The 18,326-nt window shown below is 72.4% G+C and carries 20 protein-coding genes; 4 read left to right on the forward strand and 16 right to left on the reverse strand.

The window, feature by feature from the left end:
* Positions 1 to 50: 50 nt before the first annotated feature.
* Positions 51 to 677, forward strand: a complete 627-nt coding sequence (locus ABCS02_RS15895) for a DNA-binding protein (RefSeq protein WP_345836640.1) — start codon at positions 51 to 53, stop codon at positions 675 to 677.
* Positions 674 to 1,273, forward strand: coding sequence for a hypothetical protein (locus ABCS02_RS15900; protein ID WP_345836641.1), 600 nt, complete (start codon positions 674 to 676; stop codon positions 1,271 to 1,273). Before ABCS02_RS15895 ends, ABCS02_RS15900 begins: the two co-directional genes overlap by 4 nt.
* 91 nt (positions 1,274 to 1,364) lie before the next feature.
* Here ABCS02_RS15900 and ABCS02_RS15905 read toward each other — a convergent pair whose 3' ends face one another.
* The 15 genes from ABCS02_RS15905 to infC all read right to left on the reverse strand — a co-directional run bounded on the left by ABCS02_RS15905 (position 1,365) and on the right by infC (position 16,369).
* On the reverse strand, positions 1,365 to 1,994 hold the full coding sequence (locus ABCS02_RS15905; protein ID WP_345836642.1) for a DNA-3-methyladenine glycosylase: 630 nt from the start codon (positions 1,992 to 1,994) through the stop codon (positions 1,365 to 1,367).
* Positions 1,995 to 2,111: 117 nt separating this feature from the next.
* The gene (gene argH / locus ABCS02_RS15910; RefSeq protein ID WP_345836643.1) at positions 2,112 to 3,569 is read right to left on the reverse strand and encodes an argininosuccinate lyase; all 1,458 of its coding nucleotides are present in this window, start codon (positions 3,567 to 3,569) and stop codon (positions 2,112 to 2,114) included.
* Positions 3,566 to 4,504 (reverse strand): ornithine carbamoyltransferase, encoded by a 939-nt coding sequence (gene argF / locus ABCS02_RS15915; RefSeq protein ID WP_345836644.1) that lies wholly within the window; start codon positions 4,502 to 4,504, stop codon positions 3,566 to 3,568. Before argF ends, argH begins: the two co-directional genes overlap by 4 nt.
* A gap of 35 nt (positions 4,505 to 4,539) precedes the next feature.
* Positions 4,540 to 5,769: an acetylornithine transaminase gene (locus tag ABCS02_RS15920; protein ID WP_345836645.1), complete on the reverse strand. Its 1,230-nt coding sequence runs from the start codon at positions 5,767 to 5,769 to the stop codon at positions 4,540 to 4,542.
* The gene (argB, locus tag ABCS02_RS15925) at positions 5,766 to 6,686 is read right to left on the reverse strand and encodes an acetylglutamate kinase (RefSeq protein ID WP_345836646.1); all 921 of its coding nucleotides are present in this window, start codon (positions 6,684 to 6,686) and stop codon (positions 5,766 to 5,768) included. Before argB ends, ABCS02_RS15920 begins: the two co-directional genes overlap by 4 nt.
* Position 6,687: 1 nt before the next feature.
* Positions 6,688 to 7,842, reverse strand: a complete 1,155-nt coding sequence (argJ, locus tag ABCS02_RS15930) for a bifunctional glutamate N-acetyltransferase/amino-acid acetyltransferase ArgJ (RefSeq protein ID WP_345836647.1) — start codon at positions 7,840 to 7,842, stop codon at positions 6,688 to 6,690.
* Positions 7,839 to 8,888 carry an N-acetyl-gamma-glutamyl-phosphate reductase gene (gene argC / locus ABCS02_RS15935; RefSeq protein ID WP_345836648.1) on the reverse strand — a complete coding sequence of 350 codons (1,050 nt, stop codon included), beginning with the start codon at positions 8,886 to 8,888 and terminating at the stop codon, positions 7,839 to 7,841. The genes argJ and argC overlap by 4 nt, the downstream gene beginning before the upstream one ends.
* Positions 8,889 to 9,153: 265 nt before the next feature.
* Positions 9,154 to 11,697: a phenylalanine--tRNA ligase subunit beta gene (pheT, locus tag ABCS02_RS15940; RefSeq protein ID WP_345836649.1), complete on the reverse strand. Its 2,544-nt coding sequence runs from the start codon at positions 11,695 to 11,697 to the stop codon at positions 9,154 to 9,156.
* Complete coding sequence (gene pheS / locus ABCS02_RS15945) at positions 11,697 to 12,737, reverse strand: phenylalanine--tRNA ligase subunit alpha (protein ID WP_345836650.1); 1,041 nt, start codon at positions 12,735 to 12,737, stop codon at positions 11,697 to 11,699. Before pheS ends, pheT begins: the two co-directional genes overlap by 1 nt.
* Before the next feature lie 32 nt (positions 12,738 to 12,769).
* Complete coding sequence (locus ABCS02_RS15950) at positions 12,770 to 13,810, reverse strand: SRPBCC domain-containing protein (protein WP_345836651.1); 1,041 nt, start codon at positions 13,808 to 13,810, stop codon at positions 12,770 to 12,772.
* Positions 13,807 to 14,163, reverse strand: a complete 357-nt coding sequence (locus ABCS02_RS15955; RefSeq protein ID WP_345836652.1) for a metalloregulator ArsR/SmtB family transcription factor — start codon at positions 14,161 to 14,163, stop codon at positions 13,807 to 13,809. The genes ABCS02_RS15950 and ABCS02_RS15955 overlap by 4 nt, the downstream gene beginning before the upstream one ends.
* 46 nt (positions 14,164 to 14,209) lie before the next feature.
* Entirely contained in the window at positions 14,210 to 15,013 is an 804-nt protein-coding gene (locus tag ABCS02_RS15960) for an RNA methyltransferase (protein ID WP_345836653.1), read from the reverse strand.
* An 81-nt stretch (positions 15,014 to 15,094) separates the two neighbouring features.
* Complete coding sequence (rplT, locus tag ABCS02_RS15965; protein WP_345836654.1) at positions 15,095 to 15,481, reverse strand: 50S ribosomal protein L20; 387 nt, start codon at positions 15,479 to 15,481, stop codon at positions 15,095 to 15,097.
* 37 nt (positions 15,482 to 15,518) lie between these two features.
* Positions 15,519 to 15,713 carry a 50S ribosomal protein L35 gene (gene rpmI, locus ABCS02_RS15970; RefSeq protein WP_241704900.1) on the reverse strand — a complete coding sequence of 65 codons (195 nt, stop codon included), beginning with the start codon at positions 15,711 to 15,713 and terminating at the stop codon, positions 15,519 to 15,521.
* Complete coding sequence (infC, locus tag ABCS02_RS15975) at positions 15,713 to 16,369, reverse strand: translation initiation factor IF-3 (RefSeq protein WP_208038327.1); 657 nt, start codon at positions 16,367 to 16,369, stop codon at positions 15,713 to 15,715. The genes rpmI and infC overlap by 1 nt, the downstream gene beginning before the upstream one ends.
* A 280-nt stretch (positions 16,370 to 16,649) precedes the next feature.
* On the opposite strand from infC, the gene ABCS02_RS15980 reads away from it, so the two are divergent.
* The gene (locus tag ABCS02_RS15980) at positions 16,650 to 17,024 is read left to right on the forward strand and encodes a DUF1844 domain-containing protein (RefSeq protein ID WP_345836655.1); all 375 of its coding nucleotides are present in this window, start codon (positions 16,650 to 16,652) and stop codon (positions 17,022 to 17,024) included.
* A gap of 5 nt (positions 17,025 to 17,029) precedes the next feature.
* A complete protein-coding gene (locus tag ABCS02_RS15985; protein WP_345836656.1) occupies positions 17,030 to 17,362 on the forward strand; it encodes an MmcQ/YjbR family DNA-binding protein in 333 nt (110 codons plus the stop codon).
* 215 nt (positions 17,363 to 17,577) lie between these two features.
* Here the strand turns inward: ABCS02_RS15985 and ABCS02_RS15990 are convergent, their stop codons facing one another.
* Entirely contained in the window at positions 17,578 to 18,285 is a 708-nt protein-coding gene (locus tag ABCS02_RS15990; RefSeq protein ID WP_345836657.1) for a YoaK family protein, read from the reverse strand.
* Between the last annotated feature and the right edge of the window lie 41 nt (positions 18,286 to 18,326).

Raw genomic sequence — 18,326 nt, forward strand, 5'->3', positions numbered from 1 at the left:
TATTTGCGCCCCGCCTCACCCGTTCCGAAGCGCAGCCCGAGGAGGTCCCCGTGTTCGTCGTCACCGCCGACCAGGTCGGCAGCCGCAGCCGGCCCGACATCGTCGCGCCGGCGCTCACCGCGCTGAACGAGCGCCACGCCGAACGGCTCGCGCTCCCCGCCGACCGGAACGCCGGCGACGAGCTCCAGGCGCTCACCGCCGACGCCGCCACCGCCCTCGATATCATCCTGACGCTCGCGCGCGGCGACGCCTGGAGCGTCGGCCTCGGCATCGGCGACGTGCGCTCGCCCCTCCCCGGCGCCACGCGCGAGGCCAGCGGCGACGCGTTCGTGGCCGCCCGGACCGCGGTCACCCGAGCCAAGCGCACGCCGCTGCGCTTCGCCGCGGACGGAGTCGCCGCGCCGGAGGCCGCCGCCGACGTCGAGGCGCTCGTCGGCCTCCTCCTGACGCTGCGGGCGGGCCGCAGCGAGGCCGGCTGGGAGCTCTACGACCTCGTCGCCGCCGGGCTGACCCAGGCGGAGGCCGGCGCGCGGCTCGGCATCACCCCGCAGTCGGCGAACGACCGCGCCCGCGCCGCCGGCCTGCGCGCCGACCTCGCGGCCCAGCCGGCCCTGGTTAGGCTGTTGGGGACCGCCGACGCAGCCCAGCAGTCGGCCGAACGACCGGAGGATGGATGACGTCCCTGCCCGTGCCGCAGCTCCTCGCCACCGTCCTGCCGGTCATCCTGTGGGCGCTCGCGCTGATCAGCGCCATCGCCGCGGTGTGCTGCATGATCGCCACGCTCCGCACGCCGCGCCGGCCGCTGGTCTACACCGCCGTCGGCCTGCTCGGGCTCGCGTTCCTCCTGGCCGCGCTCCCCCAGCACGGCGCTCCCCTGGTCTTCCGGGTGCTCATCGGCCTCGTCGCGCTCGCGCTCAGCGTCGTCGGCGGCGGACCGGCGGCGCAGCTCGCCCTGGCGCTCGCGACGCGGAGCACGTCGGTGCCCGGCCTCCACGGCGGCATCGTCGTGCACGACCGCGTCAGCGGGCTGGAGGAGACGCGCGAGGTGCTGCGCGGAGGGACGACGATCGGCTACCTGGAGCGCTTCGCGACGACCGGCTCGATCATGGCGGGCTTCCCCGAGGCGCTCGGCGTGATCATCGCGATCAAGGGCGTCGGCCGCTTCACCGAGCTGGAGGCCCCGGAGGCGCGCGAGCGGTTCATCATCGGCACCCTCGTCAGCCTGATCTGGGCCTGCGTCTGCGCCGGCCTCTTCCGCTTCGCCGTCGCCTGACCCCTCTCCCGCTCTCGCCGAGGGGCACGTAAACGCCCCTAAATCCGCGTTTTAAGGGCGTTTACGTGCCCCTCGGCGGTGGAGCGGTGGCTCAGGCGTGGGATTTGGGGTGGCGCTTGTACGGGGAGACCGTGGGGTCGCCGGGCAGCCAGTAGCGCCAGGGGAACGTGACGCTGCCCCCGGCGCCGGAGACGCCCGTGCGCGGACCGGTCTCGTAGGCCGGCTGCTCGCTCGGCAACTGGAGGTCGAACGGCGGCGCGAGCACATCGGACCCGTTCTCGGACAGCAGGATGCCCGCCGCCACGACGAACCGCGCCGGGCCGCGCGCCAGGTCGCGCGCCGGGACGCTCCGACCGGTCGGACCGCCGCGCCGGTGCGCCGCGAGGTCGGCGCCCTCCACGACCTCCCCCGCCCGCAGCAGCACCGCCGAGGACACCCCTTCGGGCGAGCACACCACGTTCGCGCACACGTGCATCCCGTACGTGAAGTACGTGTACACGTGCCCGGGCGGCCCGTACATCACCGCGTTGCGCTTGGTGCGGCCGCGGAAGGAGTGCGAACCGGGGTCGACGCCGTCGCCGACGTAGGCCTCCACCTCGGTGATGCGGATCGCGACGACGCCCTCCTCCGTCTCGTGGCGGAGCACCGCGCCGAGCAGCATCGGGGCGACCTCCAGCGCCGACGCGGAGAACACGTCGCGTCCGGGCCGGTGGAGCGTCACGTCCGCCGGCTCAGAAGATCCGGCCGCCGGCGACGTCCGTCACGATGAGGCCGATCACGATCACCGCGACGGCCACGACGACGATCAGCGGGATGAGCCACCCCGGCCGCTTCGCCATCAGCCGAGGTCCCGTCGTGTCGCGACCAGCGCGCGGGTCAGTGCCCTGACGCGCTCGGTGAGGGCGGCGAGCTGGTCGGCCACCCGGTCGGGAGCGGTCCCGCCGGCCCCGGTGCGGCTCGCGACCGAGCCGTCGACGGTCAGCACCGAGCGCACCTCGGCCGTCAGCAGCGGCGAGACGGCCGCGAGCTGCTCGTCGGTCAGGTCGCTCAGCTCCAGGCCGTTGTCCTCCGCGAACTTCACCAGGCTGCCGGTGATCTCGTGGGCGTTCCGGAACGGCACGTGCTGCTTGACCAGCCACTCGGCGACGTCCGTCGCGAGCGAGAAGCCCTGCGGCGCGAGCTCCGCCATCCGGTCGGTGTGGAAGCGGAGCGTCGCGACCATCCCGGCGAACGCGGGCAGGACGACCTCCAGCGTCTGCACCGAGTCGAAGACCGGCTCCTTGTCCTCCTGGAGGTCGCGGTTGTACGCCAGCGGGAGGCCCTTGAGGGTGGTGAGCAGGCCGGTCAGGTTGCCGATGAGGCGCCCGGCCTTGCCGCGGGCGAGCTCGGCGATGTCCGGGTTCTTCTTCTGCGGCATGATCGAGGAGCCGGTGGAGTAGGAGTCATCCAGGGTCACGAAGCCGAACTCGCGCGTGTTCCAGAGGATGATCTCCTCGGCGAAGCGCGACACGTCGACACCGATCTGCGCCGCGACGAAGGCGAACTCGGCCACCACGTCGCGCGCGGCGGTGCCGTCGATCGAGTTCTCCGAGCTGGCGGCGAAGCCGAGCTCCCTGGCGACCAGCAGCGGGTCGAGCCCGAGCGTGGAGCCGGCGAGCGCGCCGGAGCCGTACGGCGAGACGTTCGCGCGCCGGTCCCAGTCGGCCAGCCGCTCCAGGTCGCGCACCAGCGGCCAGCAGTGCGCGAGCAGGTGGTGGGCGAGCAGGACGGGCTGCGCGTGCTGGAGATGGGTGCGGCCGGGCATGATCGCGGTGGGATGCGCGTCCGCCTGGGCGGCGATCGCGTCGATGAGCGCGATCAGGCGCTCGGCGATGATGCCCGCGTGGTCGCGCAGGTAGAGCCGGACGAGCGTCGCGATCTGGTCGTTGCGGCTCCGGCCGGCGCGCAGCTTGCCGCCGAGCTCGGCGCCCGCCCGCTCGATCAGGCCGCGCTCCAGGGCGCCGTGCACGTCCTCGTCGCTCTCGGCGGCGGCGAACGATCCGGAGACCACGTCGGCCTCCAGGACGTCGAGGGCGCCGAGCATCCCGGCGAGCTCGACGTCGTCCAGGTAGCCCGCCGCCGCGAGCGCGCGGGCGTGGGCGCGGGAGCCCGCGATGTCGTAGGAGGCGAGCGCCCAGTCGAAGTGGGTGGACTTGCTCAGCGCGGCCAGCTCGGGCGAGGGTCCGCCCGCGAAGCGCGCGCCCCAGAGCTTGCCCTCGTCGGTCTTGCCGACGCCGTCTGCTGTGTCCGCGGTCATGCCGCCCCCTCCTCGTTCTTCGCCAGCAGCCAGGCCAGCAGTGCCTTCTGGGCGTGGAGGCGGTTCTCGGCCTCGTCCCAGACCGCCGACTGCGGCCCGTCGATCACGTCGGCCGTCACCTCCAGGCCGCGGTAGGCGGGCAGGCAGTGCAGGAACACCGCGTCGTCCGCAGCGAGCCCCATCAGCTCGGCGTTCACCGTGTAGTCGCCGAAGACGGCGACGCGCTCGGCCTTCTCGTCCTCCTTGCCCATCGACACCCACGTGTCGGTGATGACGACGTCGGCGCCGGCCGCGGCCTCCCGCGCGTCGGTGAGGACGGCGACCGACCCGCCGGTGCGCTCGGCGATGGCGGCCGCGTCGGCCACCACGGCGGCGTCCGGCGCGTAGGCCGCGGGAGCCGCGACGCGGACGTGCATGCCGGCGGTCGCGCCGCCGAGCAGGTACGAGTGGGACATGTTGCTGGCGCCGTCGCCGAAGAACGCGAGGGTCAGCCCTGCAGTGCGGCCCTTGTGCTCACGGACCGTCTGCAGGTCGGCGAGGATCTGGCACGGGTGGAACTCGTCCGACAGCGCGTTGACGACGGGGACGGTCGTGCCCTCCGCCAGCTCCTCCAGCCCGGCCTGCGCGAACGTGCGCCAGACGATCGCGGCGACCATCCGCTCCAGCACGCGCGCGGTGTCGGCCAGCGACTCCTTGCTCCCGAGCTGGCTCTCGCCGCTCTGGATGATCAGCGGGCTGCCGCCGAGGTCCGCGATGCCGGCGGCGAACGAGACGCGCGTGCGGGTCGAGGTCTTGTCGAAGATGACGGCGACGGTCTGCGGGCCGGCGAGCGGCTTCGCGGAGAAGCGGTCGGCCTTCAGGCGCTCGGCCAGGTCGAGCACCTCGGCCTGCTCGGCCGGGCTCAGGTCGTCGTCGCGGAGGAAATGACGTGTCATCGGGAGTCCTTGCTGTGCGTCAGGAGGTCGGAAGGTCAGGAGGCGTGCACGTCGGCGAGAGCGCGGCCGAACTTCTCGCGGAACTCCGCGAGCTCGGCGTCGCCCACGATCAGCGGCGGCGCGAGGCGGATGCTCGACTCGTTCGGCGCGTTGATGATGAGGCCGTTGGCGAGCGCCGCGTCGGAGAGCCGGTGGCCCTCGCCGTCGGTCAGGCCGACGCCGATCAGGAGGCCGGCGCCGCGCACGTCGCCGATCAGCGGCGAGTCGTACGAGCGCAGGATGGCGCGCAGCTCCTCCCCGCGCCGGGCGGCGTTGCCGACCAGGTCGACGCGCTCGATCTCGGCGATCACCGCGTTGCCGGCCGCGGTCGCGAGCGGGTTGCCGCCGAAGGTGGAGCCGTGCTGGCCCTGGCTGAACAGCTCGGACGCCCGGCCGAAGGTGATGAGGGCGCCGATCGGCACTCCCCCGGCGATGCCCTTCGCGACCGTGATCGCGTCCGGGAGGATGTCGGCGTGCTGGTAGGCGAACCAGCGACCGGTCCGGCCGATCCCGGTCTGGATCTCGTCGATGATCAGCAGCGCGCCGTGCTGCTCGGTGAGCTCGCGGGCGCGCTGGAGGAAGCCCTCCGGGAGGTCGAGCACGCCGGCCTCCCCCTTGATCGGCTCCACGAACAGCGCGGCCACGCGGTCGTCGATCGCGGCCTCCAGCGCGTGGATGGTCGAGTCGATGTGCTCGACGCCGCCGGGCAGCGGCTCGAACGCCTCGCGCATCGGCGGCTTGCCGGTGAGCGCGAGCGAGCCCATGGTGCGGCCGTGGAAGGCGTTGTGGAGGGCGAGCACGCGCGTGCGCCTGCCGTGCGGCCCCTTGTTGAGCCGCGCCAGCTTGAAGGCGGCCTCGTTGGCCTCCGCGCCCGAGTTGCCGAAAAGGATGCGGCCGTGCTCGCCCGCTCCGGTGATCGCGCGCAGGCGCTCGGCGAGCTCCAGCTGCGGCGGCGTGGAGAAGTAGTTGGAGACGTGCGCGAGCGTCGCCACCTGGCTGCTCACGGCCTCCACCAGCGCCGGATGCGCGTGGCCCAGCGAGTTGACCGCGATGCCGGCGAGGAAGTCGAGGTACTCGTTGCCGTCGACGTCCCAGACCCGGCAGCCCTCGCCGCGGGCCAGCATGAGCTTGGGCGTCGCGAGCGTGCGCATCATGGCGTCGCCGAAGCGGGGCTTCCACCGCCCCCGGGTGTTCGCGTCCGTGCTGTGTGCGAGCTGCGCGGTCATGCCGGCACCACCTCCGTTCCTATTCCGGACTGCGTGAACACTTCGAGCAGGATCGAGTGCGCCACGCGTCCGTCGATGATCGCGGCCTTGGGGACGCCGCCGTCGACCGCGTCCAGGCAGGCCGACATCTTGGGGATCATGCCCGACTCCAGCGACGGGAGCAGCTCGCGCAGCTCCGGCGCGGCGATCTTGGACAGCAACGAGTCGCGGTTCGGCCAGTCGCTGTAGAGCCCGGCGACGTCGGTGAGGATGACCAGCTTGGCCGCGCCGAGGGCGACGGCGAGCGCGGCCGCCGCGGCGTCGGCGTTGACGTTCAGCGCCTGACCCGGGTCGTCGATGTCGGGCGCGATCGAGGAGACCACCGGGATGCGGCCGGCGTCGAGCTGGGCGAGCACGCCCTCCGGGTTCACGCCGATGACGTCGCCGACCAGGCCGAGGTCCACCTCGTCGCCCTCGATCACGGCTCCGCGCTTGCGGCCCTGGAAGAGCCCGGCGTCCTCCCCGGAGAGGCCGGCGGCGAGCGGTCCGTGCTTGTTGATGTTGCTCACGATGTCGCGGTTGATCTGGCCGGTCAGCACCATCCGCACGACGTCCATCGCCTCCGGCGTCGTCACGCGGTAGCCGCCGCGGAACTCGCTCTCGATGCCGAGCCGGTCGAGCATCGCCGAGATCTGCGGTCCGCCGCCGTGCACGACCACCGGGCGCAGGCCCGCGTAGCGCAGGTAGACGATGTCCTCGGCGAACGTGCGCTGGAGGTCCTCGTTCACCATCGCGTTGCCGCCGAACTTGATCACGATGATGCGGTCGTGGAAGGTCTTCAGCCAGGGCAGCGACTCGATGAGGGTCGCGGCCTTGTCCGCGGCCGCGGCGCGCTCGGCGGCCTCCGCGGTGTCGTTGTCGTCGGTGTCTGTCGTCATCTCAGCTGGAGTAGGCACTGTTCTCGTGGACGTAGTCGTGGGTCAGGTCGTTGGTGAGGATGGCCGCCGTCTCGTCGCCCGCGTGGAGGTCGATGAGCACGTGCACGGCGCGCGGCGTCAGGTCGACGAGGTCGCGCGGCTGGTCCGGCTCCCCCGCCGTGCACACCTGCACGCCGTTGATCGCGACGTCGATCCCGTACGGGTCGAACTCGGCGTCGGTGGTGCCGACCGCGGCGAGCACCCGGCCCCAGTTGGGGTCGTTGCCGAAGATGGCCGCCTTGAACAGGTTGGACCGCGACACCGCGCGGCCGACCGTCACGGCGTCGTCCTCGGTGCGGGCGTTCACGACCTCGATCGTCACGTCGTGGGAGGCCCCCTCGGCGTCCTCCTGGAGCTGCTTCGCCAGGCTGCGGCACACCTCCGTGAGCGCGAGCGTGAACTCGGCCGGGTCGGGCGCGACGCCGCTCGCGCCGGAACCCAGCAGCGCCACGGTGTCGTTGGTCGACATGCAGCCGTCCGAGTCGAGGCGGTCGAAGGTGACCCGGGTCGCGGCGCGGAGGGCGGTGTCGAGCTGCGTGGAGTCGAGCACCGCGTCCGTGGTGATGACGACGAGCATGGTCGCGAGGCCCGGCGCCAGCATCCCGGCGCCCTTGGCCATCCCGCCGACCGACCAGCCGCCCGGGGAGACCCGCTCGGCCTGCTTCGGCCGGGTGTCGGTGGTCATGATCGCCTCGGCGGCGCCCAGCCCGGAGTCTCCTGCGAGCGCTGTCGCCGCCTGGGCGACGCCCGCAGTGAGCTTGTCCACGTTGAGCTGGTCGCCGATCAGGCCGGTGGAGCAGACCAGCACGTCGCCCGCGGAGACGCCGAGCGCGGCGCCCACGGCCTCCGCCGTCGCGTGCGTGGTCTGGAAACCCTGTGAGCCGGTGTAGCAGTTGGCGCCGCCGGAGTTGAGGACGATGGCCGAGACCACGCCGTCGGCGATGACCTGCTCGCTCCAGAGGACCGGGTTCGCCTTGCAGCGGTTGGTGGTGAAGACCGCGGCGGCCGCCGTGAGCGGTCCGCGGTTCTGGACCAGCGCGAGGTCGCGCTTGCCGCTCGACTTGAGGCCGGCGACGACCCCGGCGGCCGAGAAGCCCTTGGCAGTGGTGACGCTCATGGCGCGACTCCGTTCACACTCAGGCCGGCGGTCTCGGGGAGCCCGAGAGCGAGGTTCGCGGACTGGATCGCCGCGCCGGCCGTTCCCTTGTACAGATTGTCGATGGCGAGCACGGTGACGACCCGACCCGCCGCCTCATCGAGGGCGACCCCGATCAGCACGGTGTTCGAGCCCAGGACGTCCGCGGTGCGCGGCACGGTCCCGGCGGGGAGGACGTGCACGAAGGGCTCGTCCGCGTAGGCGGCCTCCCACACGTGCTGCACGTCGGCAGCGGTCACCCCCGGCTTCACCCGAGCGGTGGAGGTCGCCAGGATACCCCGCGACATCGGCACGAGCACCGGGGTGAACGAGAGGGTCGGGCTGGTCGCGCCCGCCTTGCGGAGGTTCTGCTGGATCTCCGGGATGTGCCGGTGCGTGCCGCCGACCGCGTACGGGTTGGCCGAGCCCAGGATCTCGCTGGCCAGGTACGTCGTCTTGAGCGACTTCCCGGCGCCGGACGGCCCGACGGCGAGGACGCTGACGAGGTCCTCCTCCTCGATCACGCCGGCGTGGATGCCGGGCGCGAGGGCGAGCGAGACGGCGCTCGCGTTGCAGCCGGGGGCTGCGATACGGGTCGCGCCGGCGAGGTGCGCGCGCTGCTTGGCGCCGTCCGCGCCGACGATGAGCTCGGGGACGCCGTACGCCCAGGAGCCGTAGTACTCGCCGCCGTAGAACGCCGCCCAGTCGGCCGGGTCGTCCAGCCGGTGGTCGGCGCCCGCGTCCACCACGAGGGTGTCGTCCGGGAGGTCGGCGGCCACCTCCCCGGAGCGGCCGTGCGGCAGCGCGAGGAACACGACGTCGTGACCGGCGAGGTTCTCCGTGGTGTTCTCGGTGAGGGTGAGGTGGGCGAGGGAGCGCAGGTGCGGCTGGTGCGCGGCGAGCGGGTGACCGGCGTTGTTGTGCGCGGTCACGGTGCGGATCTCGAAGTCGGGATGGTCGGCGAGGATGCGCAGCAACTCGCCACCCGCGTACCCGGAGGCACCGGCGACGGCAACCGAGAAAGTCATGCTTGTTCCTTGATGAGGTGGACGACAGGGGGCCGAGGATCCGGCGACGCCCCTGTCCGACCGCGAAGGGTCGCCCGAGCGCCGCCTAGATTCGGCGGTCGCGCAGGCGTCGGCGCATCGAGGGGGCACCGACAGTAAGCATGCTGCAACCCTACCGCCCTGGCCCCATCGGTCGCCAAATCGCCGCCGTCACACGGCGACCATTCGTGCCAAATGGCGCGAAAGCCGCCGTCGTAACCACCATTTGCGCCAAATGTGCGAGGCGCTACTCCCTGATGTGGGCCCCGAAGAGCTCGTCGGCGCGGGCGGCGCCGGCGAGCTTCGCCTCGCTGGCCTCGGCGGCGGTGAGGGTGCGGTCGTCGGCGCGGAAGCGCAGTGCGAACGTCAGGCTCTTGTGGGCGGCCGGGAGGCCGGCGCCGCGGTAGTCGTCCACCAGCCGGATGTCCTCCAGGAGCGCGCCCGCGCCCTCCCGGACAGCGGTCAGCAGCTCGCCCGCCGACACCTCGTCGCGCACGACGAGCGACAGGTCCTGCGTCGCAGCGGGGAACCCGGCGATCACGCCCGCGACGATGTCCGCCGGAGCCACGGCGATGAGCGCATCCAGGTCGAGCTCGTAGACGGCGACGACGCGCGGGAGGTCGAGGTCCTCCGCGAGCGCGGGCAGCAGCTCTCCGGCGTAGCCGACGACGACGCGGGAGCCGTCCGCGGCATGCGCGACGAGCTGGGCCGTGCGCCCGGGGTGCAGGGCCTGGTGACGGCTCTGCACCGGCTCGACGCGGACGCCCACCGCGGTCGCGGCCTGCTGGACGGCGGTGAGCGCGTCGGCGAGACCGGCGGCGACCGGCGTCTGGCCCGGCTGCTTCTCGACGGGGTTGCCGACGATCAGGCCGGCCAGGTGGCGCGGCTGGGCGGGGATGCCGGCGTTCAGGCCGGCCAGCACGTCGTCTCCCGGGAGGGCCGCGCCGAGCGGCAGCTCCTCGCTGCCGAGCACGCCTCCGCCGGGCAGGAACACGGTGCCGAGCTCGTAGACGCGCAGGTCGACCAGGCCGCGCGCGAGGTTGCGCTTGGCCACGTCGATCAGGCCGGGCAGGAGCGACGTGCGCAGGTACGGGGCGGTCCCGTCGAGCGCGTTCGCCAGGCGGACCGCGGGGACCGGGCCGGCCTCGGGCGAGCCGAACAGGTCGTTCTGCGCCTCCGAGACGAACGGGAACGCGAGCACCTCGGTCGCGCCGTTGTCGGCGAGCATCTGGGCGACGGCGCGCCGCAGCTTCTGGGCGCGCGACAGGCCGCGGCCGGGAGGCGCGACGGGCAGCACGGAAGGGATGCGGTCGAACCCGACGATGCGGGCGACCTCCTCGGCCAGGTCGGACTTGTCGCGCAGGTCGGGGCGCCAGCTCGGCGGCACGACCAGCAGGCCATCTGCGTCGCCGGACACGGTGCCGCCGATCTCCGCGAGCGCGCCGCGCACCTCGTCGTCGGTGAACTCCACGCCGATCAGGTTCGGGATGTAGTCGTTCGGCAGGCGGATCGCCTCGGCCTCCCCCGCCGTGTCGAGCAGCGAGCCGAGCTCGTCCGCGTGGCCGCCGGCGAGCTGCTCCAGGAGCTGCACGACGCGCGCCGCAGCGGCGACCGCGACGCGCGGGTCGACGCCGCGCTCGAAGCGCTTGGACGCCTCGCTCGGCAGCTTGTGCCGGCGCGCGGTGCGCGCGATCGACACCGGGTCGAAGTTGGCGGCCTCCACCAGCACGTTGCTCGTGCCCGCGCCGATCTCGGTGGACGCGCCGCCCATCACACCGGCCAGGCCGATCGCGCCGGACTCGTCGGTGATCAGGAGGTCCTCAGGGTCGAGCACGCGGGTCTGGTCGTCCAGGGTCACGAGCGTCTCGCCCGGGTGGGCACGGCGCACGACGATGCCGCCGGTGAGCTTGTCCAGGTCGTAGCCGTGGATGGGCTGGCCGAGCTCCAGCATCACGTAGTTGGTGATGTCCACGATGAGCGAGATGGAGCGGATGCCGGCGAGCTTGAGCCGGGCCACCATCCACGGCGGCGTCGGGCGGCTGCCGTCCACGTCGCGGACCACGCGCGTCACGAACACCGTCGCGCCGACGCGCCCGCGGATGGGCGCGCGGTCGTCGATCGTCACGCTGAACCCGTGCGCGTGCGCGCCGGTCGAGTGCACGCGCACCGCGTCGGCCGGGTCGCGGAAGGCCGCGCCGGTCGCGTGCGAGTACTCGCGGGCAATGCCGCGGATCGAGAACGCGTAGCCGCGGTCGGGGGTGACGTTGACCTCCACGGCGGTGTCGTCCAGGCCGAGCAGCGAGATGGCGTCCGTGCCGACCTCCGGGTCGAGGCCCAGGGTCGACAGGCGGAGGATGCCCTCGTGGTCGTCGCCGAGGCCGAGCTCGCGCGCGGAGGCGATCATGCCGTCCGAGACGTGGCCGTAGGTCTTGCGCGCGGCGATCGGGAACGGTCCGGGCAGGGTCGAGCCAGGAAGGGTCACCACGACCTTGTCGCCGACGAAGAAGTTGCGGGCGCCGCAGACGATCCCGTGCACGGCCTCGCCGCCGTCGGCCGCCTTCTGGCCATCCGGCGCGACCCGGACCTGGCACCAGCGGATGGTCTTGCCGTTGCTCTGCGGCTCCTCCACGAAGTCCAGCACCTGGCCGACGACCACGGGGCCGCTGATCTCGAAGGTGTGGACGTCCTCCTCCTCCAGCCCGACGGACACGAGGGCGGCGTGGACCTCCTCGGCCGTGGTGCCCGGCTCGAGGTCGACGTACTCGCCGAGCCAACTCAGGGGGACGCGCATCAGACCACCATTCCGAACTGCTGGGAGAACCGGACATCGCCCTCGGCCATGTCACGCATGTCTTTGACGTCGTTGCGGAACATCAGCGCCCGCTCGACGCCCATCCCGAACGCGAAGCCGGAGTAGACCTCCGGGTCGATGCCCGCCGAACGGAGCACGTTCGGGTTCACCATGCCGCAGCCGCCCCACTCGATCCAGCGGGCGCCGCCCTTGAAGGTCGGGTGCCAGAGGTCGAGCTCGGCGCTCGGCTCGGTGAACGGGAAGTAGTTGGGCCGCAGCCGCACACGCGCGCCCTCGCCGAACAGCGTCTTGGCGAAGTGGTCGAGCGTGCCGCGCAGGTGCCCCATCGTCAGGCCCTTGTCGACGGCGATGCCCTCGGTCTGGGTGAAAACCGGCAGGTGCGTCGCGTCGAACTCGTCGGTGCGGAACACCCGGCCCGGCGCGATGCGGTAGACCGGCAGCTCGTTGCCGAGGAGGGCGCGCAGCTGCACCGGGGAGGTGTGCGTGCGCAGCACGAGGTGCGCGCTGGTGGGCTCGACGAAGAAGGTGTCCTGCATCGCGCGCGCCGGGTGGTCGGCGTCGAAGTTGAGCGCGTCGAAGTTGTACCACTCGCTCTCCAGCTCCGGGCCCTCCGCGACCTCCCAGCCCATGCCGACGAAGATGTCGGCGATGCGCTCCTGGAGGAGGCTCAGCGGGTGCCGGGCGCCGGGCGTCCAGCGGGTCGGGAGGGCGGTGACGTCCACGGCCTCGGCGGCGAGCCGGGCGGCGTCCTCCTCGGCCGCGATCACGGCCTCCTTCGCGGCGAACGCCTGGCTCACGCGGGCGCGGGCGCCGCCGACCAGCTTGCCGGCCGCGGCCTTCTGGTCGCCCGGGAGCGAGCGGATGGCGGCGTTCAGCCGGGCGAGCGGGGAGCCCTCGGCGGTGTGGTCGTGGCGGACGGCCTTCAGCGCGTCCGAGGTGCCGGCGGCGTCGATCGCGCTGAGCGCTGCGGCGACGGCCGCGTCGACGGACTCCTCGGTGATTTCTGTGGTTTCGGACACGGTTCCCCAGTCTAGTCGGCGGAGATGAGGCGTTACTCCGCCGAGTAGACCAGGTACGCGGCCTCCCACAGCCGGTCGGGAGCCGGGACGGTCAGCCCGGCGAGCACGAGTGTCAGCTGGTCGATCAGCTGGTGCCAGCCCGCCGCGAAGTCGGGCGCCGAGCGCAGCCGCCCGGCGCCGAAGATGTCCTTCACTCCGTCTTGCTCCAGCGACAGCAGCGTGCCGTCGGCCGTCTCCGCCAGGCGAATGCTCACCGCGGCGTCGCCCCAGCTGAAGCGCAGGTGAGCGCGCTCCTGGAGGTCGAGCACCTCCAGCTCCTGGATGGCGCCCTCGATGTTCTCGTCGCCGAGCCGCATCACGTCGCCGACGCGCAGCCGGCGCTCGCGGACCGGGTCGTCCGGCCACTCCACGACCGGCCACAGCCAGCGGCCCACGCGGTCGGGCAACGTCAGGGCGTCCCACACCTCGTCCACGGGCGCGTCGAGGAGCCGCTGCAACCAGACGGCGGACCGGTCGCCCTCGCGGGTCATCGTCGCCCGCACGAGCGCCGCCTCCTCGCTGCGGTACTCGTCCAGCGCGGCGTCGAACGCGGCCGGGTCGGCGGCCTCGCCGAGGTAGCCGTCGTGCTCCTGCGGCGACGCTTCCGCGCCGAGCTCGCGGGCCAGGTGGGTGAGGACGTCCTGCCAGCCCGCCCCGTACACGGAGGCGGTGACCGCCTGCACGCGCCGGTGGGTCAGGGTGAGGAGGACGCGGCCCTCCCCCGCGGGCCGGATGACGGCCTCCAGCTCGGTCGGCGCCTCCACCTGGCCGGCGCCGCTGAAGCGCCAGGTGATGAGGAGGCGCCGCTCCGGATCGCAGGCGAGCACGCGGCCGTCGACCACGGCGTCCGCGTCTGGGCCGCCCATCGCGAGCCGGAAGCCGTCGGCGGTCTCCTCGTAGCGCCCGATCCAGCGGGCCAGCCGCTCGGGCTCGGTGAGCGCCGCCCAGAGTTCGGCGGCGGTTGCGGGGTACTCGCGTTCGACCGTCACCGAGCGGCGCGGGCCGTCGAGGGCGAGCTCTCCCCAGAGTGTCATGAGGCGGCCTTTCCTGTGCGGTGGTGAGTGTGGCTGGTTCTGCGTCCGCGTACGAGCTCGGTGCCGAGCGCGTCCAGGCGCTGCTCCCAGAACGCAGCGAGCCCCTCGAACCACGCCGCGGCCGCCTCCAGCCCGGTCGGCTCCAGTGCGTAGACGCGCCGCTGGCCGTCCACCCGGGAGGCCACCACGCCCGACTCCCGCAGCACCCGCAGGTGCCGGGAGGCCGCCGGCTGCGTGATCCCGAACTCCTCGGCGGCGAGCGTCGCGAGCTCGCCGGCCGTGCGCTCACCGCGCGCGAGCAGCTCCACGAAGCGCCGCCGCACGGGGTCGCCCACCGCCTCCAGACCGTCCATGCGGATAATCTATCAAGTCTGCGTTATATAACGCAAGGCTTATTAATCACTCGGAGCGCTGCGCGAAGGCCGATTCGTACAGGCAGACCGACGCCGCCGTCGCGAGGTTCATCGACTCGGCGCGGCCGTAGATCGGCACCGTCACCGCGCGGTCCACCAGCCCCAGCAGGTCGTCGGCGAGCCCGTGGGCCTCGTTGCCGAACACCCACGCGGTCGGCCGCGCGAGCTGGCCCTCCTGGCGGGCGGCGAGGAGGTCCTCCCCCTTGATGTCCGCGGCGAGGACCTGGAGTCCGGCGCTGTGCGCGCGCCCGACGACGTCCGCAAGGTCGGCGCCGACCGCGACGGGGACGTGGAACAGCGACCCGGTCGTGGAGCGGACCACCTTGGGGTTGTAGAGGTCGACGGTGCGGCCGGTCAGCACGATGGCGTCGGCGCCCGCGGAGTCGGCGGCGCGGATGATCGTGCCCGCGTTGCCGGGGTCGCGCACCTCCTCCAGGATCGCCACGAGCCGCGGCTCGTCGGCGAAGATGTCGCGGACGGAGGTCGGGAACTGGCGGCAGACGGCGACGAAGCCCTGCGGCGTGACCGTGTCGGCCATCGTGTCGAGCACGTGCTCGGTGACGAACTCGACATCGACGCCGGCCTCCACGGCTGTCTGTGCGATGTCCTGGTAACGCTCCAGGGCGGTCGGCGTCGCGTACAGCTCGACCACCAGCTCGGGACGGTAGGTGAGCGCCTCCGAGACGGCCTGGGGGCCCTCGAGGAGGAACAGCCCGGTCTCGGCGCGGGCGGGACGCTTCGCCAGCTTCGCAACGGCGCGGACGCGCGGGGAGCGCGGGTTGTCAAGCATGCGCACAGCCTATCGGCGTGGAACGCCGAACGGCCCGGTCGACGCGAGGTCGGCCGGGCCGTTCGTACGGGGGTGCGCTGCTTACGCGGCGGCCTTCGGGGCCGAGGTGTCGGCCGGGAGGGCCTTCTTCGCGGTCTCGACGAGCGCGGCGAAGGTCGCGGGCTCGTTCACGGCCAGCTCGGCGAGGATGCGACGGTCGACCTCGACGCCCGCCAGGCCCAGGCCCTGGATGAGGCGGTTGTAGGTGAGGCCGTTTGCGCGGCTCGCAGCGTTGATCCGCTGGATCCAGAGGCGGCGGAAGTCGCCCTTCTTCTGGCGGCGGTCACGGTACGCGTAGACGAGCGAGTGGGTGACCTGCTCCTTCGCCTTGCGGTAGAGGCGCGACCGCTGACCGCGGTAGCCCTCGGCGCGCTCGAGGATGACCCGACGCTTCTTGTGGGCGTTGACAGCCCTCTTCACTCTTGCCATTAGTCGATTTTCCTTACGTGCGTGTCGGGGAGGAGCTCTACTTGCCGATCATCCGGCGGATGACCTTGGCATCCACCTCGGGGACGACCTGGTCCTGGTTCAGCCGGCGGGTGCGGCGGCTGGACTTGAGCTCCAGGTTGTGGCGCATACCGGCCTGCTGCTTCATGACCTTGCCGGTGCCGGTGATCTTGAAGCGCTTCTTGGCGCCGGAGTGGGACTTCTGCTTGGGCATTACTTCTCCTCGTTCGTCGCCTGGGCGGGCGAACTCTCTTCGGACTGAGCAGCGTCGGCTGTCTCAGCAACCGCGTCCTGGTCGCGCCCCTGGGCGCGCGCCTTGGAAGCGGCACGTTGTGCGTTGGCCTCGGCCTTGGCCTCGGACTTGTTCTTGAGCGGGCTGATGATCATCACCATGTTGCGGCCGTCGATGGTCGGGTTGGACTCGACCTGGCCGAACTCGGCGACGTCCTCGGCGAAGCGCTGCAGGAGGCGGACGCCCTGCTCGGGACGCGACTGCTCGCGGCCGCGGAACAGGATCATGGCCTTGACCTTGTCGCCGGCCTTCAGGAAGCCCTCGGCGCGCTTGCGCTTGGTCTCGTAGTCGTGCTTGTCGATCTTGAGGCGGAACCGCACCTCTTTGAGGATGGTGTTCGCCTGGTTGCGCCGGGCCTCCTTGGCCTTCTGCGCAGCCTCGTACTTGAACTTGCCGTAGTCCATGATCTTCGCGACCGGCGGCTTGGAATTGGGCGCGACCTCGACCAGGTCGAGATCCGCCTCCTGCGCGAGTCGGATGGCGACCTCGATCTTGACGACGCCGACCTGCTCTCCGCTGGGGCCGACGAGTCGAACTTCGGGGACGCGGATACGGTCATTCGTACGGGGTTCGCTGATGTCAGTCTCCTCTGATGAGCGATGCTTCGAGTGCTCGGGCCGTCTTTCGACGGTTCGGAGAAAGTGAGGATTCCACGCACCAGCGCAGCCCCGCCCGATTCTCCCGAAGGATCGTCTCGCGGGGCTGGTGCAGCACCCTGGCTACCTCCGTGCTGACGCACGTCGGCGGAGTGCAACGACCCGGTAACCTGTAAAGCGGTCAAGCGCGGGTGGGAGGAATCTCCACTTTCGTCCCGAGGCAGATGCCCCGGAGCCCGAACGATTCTAACAGAGGAATGCAGTGAGCGACACATCCCCCATCCAAGACGGTCACACGCACGAGGACGAGGCCATTGCCGGCGCCACGCGCGACATCGCCGAGGTGCCCGCGGTCGAGGTCATCACCACCACCGCCGTGCACCTGATGAGCGCCGCCGCGGTGAAGGTCGGGCTGGCGGACGACCCAGAGCACCAGACAGACCTGGACGAGGCCCGCAAGCTGATCGACGCCCTCGCCGGGCTGGTGACGGCGAGCGCCGCGCACCTCGGCGACCAGCACGCGCGCAGCCTGCGCGACGGCCTCCGCTCGCTGCAGCTCGCGTTCCGTGAGGCGTCGCCGTTCCCGGACGAGATCGGCAAGGGGCCGGGCGAGAAGTACACCGGCCCGGTGAACTGAGCCCGATGGACACCTCCGCCGTGCACGCGCTGGCCCTCGGCCTCCCGGAGGTCGAGGAGTACGAGCACGGCGGCCTCCCGGCGTTCCGCGTGCGGGGTGCGCGCTTCGCCACGATGCTCGACCCGGAGACCCTGACGGTCAACCTGATGCTCGGCGAGGCCGGCATCCGGGAGGCCGCGGCGGCGTGGCCGGAGCATTGCTCGGAGCAGTGGTACGCGGGCCGGCTGTCGTCGGCGCACGTCGACTTCAGCGACATCGAGCCGGGGCTGCTGCGCGAGCTGGTCACCGACGCCTGGCGCAACCGGGCGCCGGCGGCGCTGCGGCGGCTGCTGGACTGAGCCGCCGGGCGTCGCCAACGGAGGAGATCCACCTCCCGAAGGCCGCCGATGTCGGCTAACGGAGGACATCCCAGCCCCGGAGCCCCGGATCTCCTCCGTTACCGACGCGCGCGCGTGTTGCGAACGGAGGAGATGCGGGGCTGAGGCGGGCCGGAGTCCTCCGGTGGCCGACATGGTGCGGCGTGGCGGGCCGGGAGTCCTCCGGTGGCTGCGGGTCAGGCTGCGGTGTCGGCGGCGCTGCGGGCGCGGTGGCCAGTGTGGCCGAGGGAGGCGACCGCGATCGTGATCGCGGCCGAGACCAGGACTCCCAGCGACACGTGCACGAGCAGCGCGAGCGCGCCGGCCGCCGCGCCTGCGGTGATCAGCAGCACGGCGAGCGCGCGGCGCACCCAGAACGAGCCGTTCCCGCCGGCGAGGCGGCTGTCGGCGGCGAGGCCGGTCAGCGTGGAGGTCACGACCACGGTGGTGACGTCGGCGACCTTGACGCGGCGGGCGAGCGCGGCCTGCATCCCCATCGCGAAGCCCAGCGCCGAGGTGGCGATGGTCCCCACCAGCTCCGGGTCGAGGTGCAGGGCGAACGCCAGCAGCACGGCGATCGCGGTCAGCAGGCCGGCGATCACCCAGAGCGTCGCTGTCACGCGGCCCGACCAGCCGTCGTCGCGGCGGACGAGCCTGCTGCCGACCACGGCGCCAGCGAGGAACGCCCCGAGCGCGAGCAGCGGGCGGAGGATCGGGAGGTTCGTGGTCCCGGTCAGCGCCATCCCGAGCAGCACGACGTTGCCGGTCATGTTGCCGGTGAAGACCCGGTCGAGGCCGAGGTAGCCAGTGGCGTCGACGACGCCGGTCGAGAACGTGAGGGCGAGCATGAGGGCCAGGTGCAGCCGATCGGCGTCGGCGCGGCCCAGGCGGTGAGTGACGGACACGGAGGTCCACCCTATTCGAGACGGTCCGCGCCCGGTGCCGG

This window comes from Microbacterium sp. X-17 (assembly GCF_039615055.1).

What these genes read in the sequence shown, in the direction of transcription:
- ABCS02_RS15900 (WP_345836641.1), top strand. Translation starts at nt 674, where the DNA reads ATGACGTCCCTGCCCGTGCCGCAGCTCCTCGCCACCGTCCTGCCGGTC.
- argH (WP_345836643.1), bottom strand. Translation starts at nt 3,569, where the DNA reads ATGACCGCGGACACAGCAGACGGCGTCGGCAAGACCGACGAGGGCAAG.
- argF (WP_345836644.1), bottom strand. Translation starts at nt 4,504, where the DNA reads ATGACACGTCATTTCCTCCGCGACGACGACCTGAGCCCGGCCGAGCAG.
- ABCS02_RS15920 (WP_345836645.1), bottom strand. Translation starts at nt 5,769, where the DNA reads ATGACCGCGCAGCTCGCACACAGCACGGACGCGAACACCCGGGGGCGG.
- argB (WP_345836646.1), bottom strand. Translation starts at nt 6,686, where the DNA reads ATGACGACAGACACCGACGACAACGACACCGCGGAGGCCGCCGAGCGC.
- argJ (WP_345836647.1), bottom strand. Translation starts at nt 7,842, where the DNA reads ATGAGCGTCACCACTGCCAAGGGCTTCTCGGCCGCCGGGGTCGTCGCC.
- argC (WP_345836648.1), bottom strand. Translation starts at nt 8,888, where the DNA reads ATGACTTTCTCGGTTGCCGTCGCCGGTGCCTCCGGGTACGCGGGTGGC.
- pheT (WP_345836649.1), bottom strand. Translation starts at nt 11,697, where the DNA reads ATGCGCGTCCCCCTGAGTTGGCTCGGCGAGTACGTCGACCTCGAGCCG.
- ABCS02_RS15950 (WP_345836651.1), bottom strand. Translation starts at nt 13,810, where the DNA reads ATGACACTCTGGGGAGAGCTCGCCCTCGACGGCCCGCGCCGCTCGGTG.
- ABCS02_RS15955 (WP_345836652.1), bottom strand. Translation starts at nt 14,163, where the DNA reads ATGGACGGTCTGGAGGCGGTGGGCGACCCCGTGCGGCGGCGCTTCGTG.
- ABCS02_RS15960 (WP_345836653.1), bottom strand. Translation starts at nt 15,013, where the DNA reads ATGCTTGACAACCCGCGCTCCCCGCGCGTCCGCGCCGTTGCGAAGCTG.
- rplT (WP_345836654.1), bottom strand. Translation starts at nt 15,481, where the DNA reads ATGGCAAGAGTGAAGAGGGCTGTCAACGCCCACAAGAAGCGTCGGGTC.
- rpmI (WP_241704900.1), bottom strand. Translation starts at nt 15,713, where the DNA reads ATGCCCAAGCAGAAGTCCCACTCCGGCGCCAAGAAGCGCTTCAAGATC.
- ABCS02_RS15985 (WP_345836656.1), top strand. Translation starts at nt 17,030, where the DNA reads ATGGACACCTCCGCCGTGCACGCGCTGGCCCTCGGCCTCCCGGAGGTC.